Raw genomic sequence first — 5,631 nt, 5'->3', positions numbered from 1 at the left:
ATCCTCTAAGGTGAGACGACCTTGTTTTTCTTTTTTAACGAGTAGTTCTGGTTCTCCTTTGACTATTTCTACCCGGATATTAGGGTTATCTTCCCAAAAAACTAAGGGATGTCCAATTAATGCGAGGATGGTTTTTTCGTTGAAGCGATAGTTAACTTTGCCATAATAACCATCACCATAAGTTTCAATACAATTACAAGCCCGAATATCTTGGTAAGTAAGATAATCATACTCACTTAAATTATTACTCAGATTTTTGAGGGCAATGGGACGACCTTTACTCCATTGTCCTTTGGCGTTAATTTTTTGTTCTTTGGGTTGCAGACCACATTGGCTAGGATAGAAGGTAATGAACCATGCTAAACGTAGTTCTGATTGGGGTTTTGTGGGTGTTGGGGCTTCTTTTTGCAGGTTTGCTAGGGCATTGAGACACATTTCCCAAGCTTCTTGGGGTTCGATTATATCTATGATGGTTTCAACTTGGTTGTCTTCTCTTAGTGCTTGTGCTTGTTGTTTGTAGTTGCTGCTGGGTTTGAGTCGGGATAGGAGTTCTGCGGTTTCCATTGCTAACCAGTGATGACCGGATGCGATCGCCCGTACAATGGTTCTAATAAATCTGGTAATTGTTTTTTTGCAGCATCCACATCCATCCAGTACAGACATAGAGAAGAAAAGAATGTTTCTAAACTATTTTCTTTTTCTACAGGGGGAATATGAGCATTAACTATTAATTCTTTTTGAGTAATATCTCCTTGTTGAACTTGCAGAATTATTTTCAATCTCATATAAATTGAATTAAGAAAATGATCTGATTGTACGACATTTCACTGTATTCACTGGTAATTGTTTGCAAAATTGCATTTACATAACAAGTACCGAAGAACCAAATTTTTCAGTTTGATCGCACAAAGTTAGTTTATCACTGGAATCAATGGTTGAATCGGCTGCAAAATTTCCAATCTGTAGCTGTGGCGTAATGGCGGCGGTAGCGTCTCGTATCCCTCACAAGACCGAAGGAATAGAGATAACGCGACCTAGCGATCGCTCATACTTTAGCAGAAATCGGCACAACCGGCACAACTACCATTATCGGTGCGGGGATTCTGTAACCTCTGTAAAAAAGCTTAGTGGTGCAGCACCAATTGAAAAGTATTGAAAATAATCAATTGTACAGTATTCTTAATCTTGAGAAAAAAATTAAATGGTTTCAGAGCTATGCTAGAAATAGCAAACTTCAAGGAAAGAGCAAATTATGGAAGAATTACTAGAACTCAGGAAATTAGTGGTTTCTGGCAACCTAGAAGCGGCTCTATCTTTAATTGATGAATTGGAAGAAATGAGCAAAGAAGATAAAATTAATAAAATTTATAGTTATTGTGTAGTGCTTTTAGTCCATTTAATTAAACAACAGGCAGAAAAAAGGACAACTCCTTCTTGGGATGTTTCTATTCGCAATGCTACTGATGCAATTGATCGGATCAACAAACGCCGCAAAGCTATAAGTAATATACAATGAGTTAACTTAAATTCGCTCAATTTATCAATTCAATGGTTTCACTTTGAAACTGGTGATTATCATCAAGACACCAGCTTTGCAGTTCACCAGCTTGACCATTTTGGACGGAAACTATCACATAAGAGTATTCTGTCCACGCATAGATTCTATCCCATTCGGAAGGAATAGCCGGATAATCGGGATGGGAATGATAAATACCGATGATGTTGAGATTGCGGTTTCTAGCTTCTTTTTGTATTTGTAACATGATTTGGGGAGCGATCGCATATCTTCGTTTGGTACTCTGTGTTTCTGCTGTGAAATTAGCCGCTTCTGCATTCCACGCATTTTCTGTAGATATTACTTCTATCACAGTTTTGCACCCACTACCCAAACAGCCTAAAATTAACCCACAACATTCTTCCGGGTAGGTTTTTTGGGCGTGATTTTTGATAATTTCTAGATGATTTGTATTGAGTTTGAGATTCATAAATATTTTTTAGTCAGAAATTCCTAAATCAGAAAAATGATGTATTATTTTCACATATCAAAATATGATATTGTAACAACTAAAATCGTAAGTATTCAGCTATAGCAATCGTTCATATCCAGATCCACGACTTCTTTTATTTATTATGTCCATAAATGATAAATTGATCTCAGAAGTCGGGGATCTTATCGCCTTACCTGAATTCTTACCTAAAATCTAATTATACAATGATATAAATGAATTTATTATAGATGTTTCTCCTATCAGCAGTGAAGCAGACAGGAGATGGACAAATATTAATTTAAGAACTGAACTTTGCCAGTGTCAATATCGTAAAAAGCGCCAACAATTTTTAATCTACCAGCACGGATTAATCTATCGAAAACTACTGAGTTATTCTGCAATTTCCCAGCTTGAGATTGAATATTATTAATGACTGCATTGTCATCATCATTAATATTATTCCTTGTCCGTTGATTTTGAGACAACGATGGTTGAATATTATCAACAACAGAGCTAATGTTTCCCGGAACTGGTTCATTGTTCATAGCTGCTGTAACTGCACCACATCTTTTATGACCCAAAACTACAATTAGTTGTGTTCCTAAAGTAGCAGCAGAATATTCTAGGCTACCAATAATTTCATCACTAGCAATATTACCAGCTACACGCACAACAAATAAATCCCCCAGTCCTTGATCAAAAACTATTTCTGGTGGTACACGAGAATCTGCACAGCCTAATATTGCTGCATAAGGATACTGGGTATTAGCAACAGATTGTAAACGTCTTTTTGATTGATTAGGATATCGACGATTTTGATTAGCAAATCTTCTATTTCCTTCTGTTAATCTTCTTTGCGCTTCATTGGCACTGACTGGGTTAGGATTAGGATTAGTTTCAGGAATTGTAATTTCTGGCCGGTTGGTAATTATGCCATTACAAGCAGTAATACCACCAATACTTAAGGTAGTTAAACCCGCGAATTTTAAGAAGTTACGACGACCTACAAAACCGTTAATTCTACTCATAAGTCCACCTGACAACTTCTGCATGGTTGTCAAGAAGATATCAGATTTAATAATGATCTGAGAGTACCTAATTACACGGTTTAAGGGTTATTTAATCTTTTGCTTAAATACCAAACAATAAGAATTTTACGCCATTTGAGACTTGTCACTAAGCGATTTCCCTGGGAGTTATTGAGTGTTTACGTCTGCTTTTTATTTTTTTTAAAGCCTTTGTAATAAATTCACCGGTTTCGGGAAAGAGAATTACAGAATGTTCTTCAACATCATTATTTGACTTTATTTCAAGTTGAGTAAATGATGTTATTTTAGAAAATAGTGTAAGCTTTCGAGTCAATTTCATAAATATCTCCTGATAATTTTGATCAGGAACAAATTTCATTAATTCACCCTCTGGATCTTGTGTAGTTGCTTTAACGATTTCCATGAGTTTTTTAATGATGTTTTCTACTTGCAACTCTGTATCTTGTGTCAACTTATCTTCAGTTGCACTAATGCTTACAGTCAATTGATAGCTTTTTAGAGTATTTGGTACAAGCCATAAGTTATATTTATTTTTAACTTCTTGAAGTGTAGTATCATGCTTACTAACTACAAGCATTTCACATATTGTATAAAAAAGGTTACTAAAAATTTTTAGTATGCTTACAACATCATCTAGTGGGGTAGCATCATTCCTAATTTCCCGACCACTTATTGAAATTAACACCTTACTCTCAATAAATTGAATGCCTGTTTTTTGACCATACTTATTTTTATCTATAGCTTGAAGAAGTTCTTTTAATTCTTCTATTGCAAAAGGTGGTAATAGCTCAGTAGCTAAATATTTATTAGCAATTCGTTTTGCTTGTTCAAATTCCCGTGCCTTGAAGTAAAGGGATGCACTACTAACGGCTGTTATACCAATTGTTCTAGTTTTATCGGCAGGAAGATCATTTAATGCTTTTTCTTCTTGTTCAGCAGCTAAAAGATAGCTTTCAGCAGCACGATCAAATTCTCGGTTTCTATATAAATTTTCTGCCTGACTTGCATACTTTTGACTTGTTTTATGATATTCTGACCAACTCATAATAATCATTCTATAACAGTTTCAATTAATATTAATTGTGCTTTAAATCCAACTACAACAGCTATTGCAGGTAGATTACTGTTTCCTTGTCTTGCTTGTTCGACCTTTGCTTGAAGACGGTATCTAACTTTATTTTTATCCAGATTTGTTCCTGAAACCTCCAATCGAATCCAATTCTCCAAATCTTCTATATTTTGACCAAGTGGAGCAATATAATAATCAGCCCCAGTGAGTGTTTCTGCTCTTTGTATAGCAAAAAGACCTCTCAATAGTTCCGTAGCTGCAAGCGCAAAGGCATAAGCTCCATCTCTAGTTGCATCATCATTGTTTGCCCATGCTGCTCTAACTCTCTTATCTGCTGAATCCCACACCACTTTCGCCCTAGATTCTACTCTATCATTTTCGAGAGTAAATTCTTTAGGTGAAGTATGATGTCTATCAAGGGAAACTATTGCAGCTTCAAGATAACTACCGGCAAGTGAAGGTGTAAGTGCCTGATGTCGATCAGCCATGTTTTGTAGCGGTAGTAACGGTAGCTCGTTATTACTCAAGATTGCCCCCAAATTAAGACTTTAACAGTGTAGTTGATTATTTTCACTTATTTCTAATGTCCCTTACTTGCACCTAAATATAATTCTCCCACCTTGGGATCATGTAACAATTCCAAGCCCGGACCAGTTATAGCATCCCTTCCTGATTCTAATACACAACCACGATGTGCCATTTCCAAAGCTTTACGGGCATTTTGTTCTACTAAAACAATAGCAGTACCCGATTGATTAATTTGTTTAATTTGCTCAAATACCTGCGTTACCAAAATGGGAGATAAAGCCGCTGAAGGTTCATCTAGAAGTAATAAACTGGGTTCTAACATCAAAGCTTTTCCCATCGCTAACATTTGACGTTCCCCTCCAGATAGTGTACCAGCACGTTGACGACGGCGATCGCTCAATCTAGGAAACATGGTAAATATTTTATCTTTCAAGGGTTTGAGGGGAATATTCCGCACAAACGCCCCCATTTCTAAATTTTCTTCTATTGTTAAAGATGGAAAAACATTAGCGATTTGGGGAACATAACACATTCCCCTCTGCACGATTTGATTTGATTTTAAACCCGTAATATTTTCCCCTTTAAAAGTAATAGTACCTGTGTGGGGTGTCAAAAGTCCAAAAATTGTTTTTGCTAAAGTAGATTTACCTGCACCGTTAGGACCAATTACAGTCACTAATTCTCCTACTTCAACTCGGAAATTTATACCTTGCAAGATATCTACATCTTTAATATATCCCGCATAGACATTTTCAACTTCTAATAAATAGTTATTAGTCATAATATATAGGGAACAGGGAACAGGGAACAGGGAACAGGGAACAGGAAACAGGGAATAGGAAACAGGGAATAGGGAACAGGGAACAGGAAACAGGGAATAGGAAACAGGGAATAGGAAACAGGGAATAGGAAACAGGGAATAGGAAACAGGGAATAGGAAACAGGGAATAGGAAACAGGGAATAGGAAACAGGGAATAGGGAATAGGAAACAGGGAA

The 5,631-nt window shown here is 36.4% G+C and carries 6 protein-coding genes and 2 pseudogenes; 1 reads left to right on the top strand and 7 read right to left on the bottom strand.

Going from position 1 to position 5,631, the window contains the following annotated elements; translation table 11 throughout:
- Both VB694_RS19655 and VB694_RS19650 read right to left on the bottom strand, forming a co-directional pair.
- Positions 1-564, bottom strand: a pseudogene (locus VB694_RS19655) (ATP-dependent helicase); the annotation flags it as partial.
- Between the two features lie 2 nt (positions 565-566).
- A complete protein-coding gene (locus tag VB694_RS19650; protein WP_323362015.1) occupies positions 567-785 on the bottom strand; it encodes a hypothetical protein in 219 nt (72 codons plus the stop codon).
- A 467-nt stretch (positions 786-1,252) separates the two neighbouring features.
- Here VB694_RS19650 and VB694_RS19645 point away from each other — a divergent pair.
- Positions 1,253-1,498 (top strand): annotated as a pseudogene (locus VB694_RS19645) (DUF29 family protein); the annotation flags it as partial.
- Between the two features lie 34 nt (positions 1,499-1,532).
- Here VB694_RS19645 and VB694_RS19640 read toward each other — a convergent pair.
- The 5 genes from VB694_RS19640 to VB694_RS19620 form a co-directional block, all read right to left on the bottom strand.
- Positions 1,533-1,985, bottom strand: a complete 453-nt coding sequence (locus VB694_RS19640) for a M67 family metallopeptidase (protein ID WP_323362014.1) — start codon at positions 1,983-1,985, stop codon at positions 1,533-1,535.
- Positions 1,986-2,281: 296 nt separating this feature from the next.
- Positions 2,282-3,016, bottom strand: coding sequence for a carbonic anhydrase (locus VB694_RS19635; RefSeq protein ID WP_323362013.1), 735 nt, complete (start codon positions 3,014-3,016; stop codon positions 2,282-2,284).
- Positions 3,017-3,164: 148 nt separating this feature from the next.
- Positions 3,165-4,082 (bottom strand): hypothetical protein, encoded by a 918-nt coding sequence (locus tag VB694_RS19630; RefSeq protein WP_323362012.1) that lies wholly within the window; start codon positions 4,080-4,082, stop codon positions 3,165-3,167.
- A 5-nt stretch (positions 4,083-4,087) separates the two neighbouring features.
- A complete protein-coding gene (locus VB694_RS19625; protein ID WP_323362011.1) occupies positions 4,088-4,594 on the bottom strand; it encodes a hypothetical protein in 507 nt (168 codons plus the stop codon).
- Between the two features lie 92 nt (positions 4,595-4,686).
- Complete coding sequence (locus VB694_RS19620) at positions 4,687-5,415, bottom strand: ABC transporter ATP-binding protein (RefSeq protein WP_323362010.1); 729 nt, start codon at positions 5,413-5,415, stop codon at positions 4,687-4,689.
- Positions 5,416-5,631: the final 216 nt, after the last annotated feature.

The organism is Anabaena sp. UHCC 0451 (assembly GCF_034931405.1).
Taxonomy (GTDB): Bacteria; Cyanobacteriota; Cyanobacteriia; order Cyanobacteriales; family Nostocaceae; genus RDYJ01.
This window is presented reverse-complemented; position numbering and strand designations above follow the sequence as displayed.